The organism is Pseudomonas sp. 30_B (assembly GCF_017491605.1).
Lineage (GTDB): Bacteria > Pseudomonadota > Gammaproteobacteria > Pseudomonadales > Pseudomonadaceae > Pseudomonas.
In genome coordinates this window covers 1-776 of the sequence record NZ_JAFGYY010000076.1, presented here as the reverse complement: position 1 = coordinate 776, position 776 = coordinate 1, and the positions used below count along the sequence as shown (strand labels likewise).

General features: G+C 67.8%; 1 protein-coding gene. It reads right to left on the bottom strand.

Going from position 1 to position 776, the window contains the following annotated elements; genetic code table 11:
• A partial coding sequence (locus J5M67_RS27270; protein ID WP_207888523.1) for a beta-ketoacyl synthase N-terminal-like domain-containing protein occupies positions 1 to 776 on the bottom strand: 776 nt, incomplete at both ends.

Below are 776 nucleotides of genomic sequence, written 5' to 3'. Positions count from 1 at the left end.
CGTCGGCGGCGTCCCACGCGCGCCGGTCGGTGTTCACGTAGAACGGCGAATCGGCGAAATCGAAATGGCGGTTCGGGTTCGTGTAGTTCAGCGTCGGCACCAGCTCGCGATGCGCGAGGCACAGCAGCACTTTGTGGATGCTCGCGACGCCGGCCGCCGCCGACGTATGCCCGATGTTGGTCTTCACCGAGCCGAGCGCGCAGAACCCGCGCCGGTCGGTGTAATCGCCGAACGCCGCGGACAGCGCGGTCAACTCGATCGGATCGCCGAGCTTCGTGCCGGTGCCGTGCGCCTCGACATAGCTCACCGCGCGCGCGTGCACGCCGGCGCGATCGAGCGCGCTGCGAATCACGTTCTGCTGCGCGATCGGGTTCGGCACCGTGTAGCCGTTGGTCTTGCCGCCGTGGTTGATGCTGGTCGCGCGAATCGTCGCGTGAATGCGGTCGCCGTCCGCGAGCGCGCGCGACAGCGGCTTGAGCACGATCACGCCGACGCCCTCGCCCGGCACATAGCCGTTGCCGCCGAAGCCGAAACTCTTGCAGCGGCCGTCGGACGACAGCATCCGCTGCGCGCTCAGGCTCACGTACATGTACGGATGCAGCGACAGGTTCACGCCGCCCGCGAGCGCCACCTCGCACTCGCCGAGACGCAGCTTGTCGCAGGCCTCGTGCACGGCGACGAGCGATGACGAGCACATCGTGTCGATCGGGATGCTCGGGCCGTTCGCGTCGAGAAAGTACGACACGCGGTTCACGAGCGAGCAGAACGACGTGAAC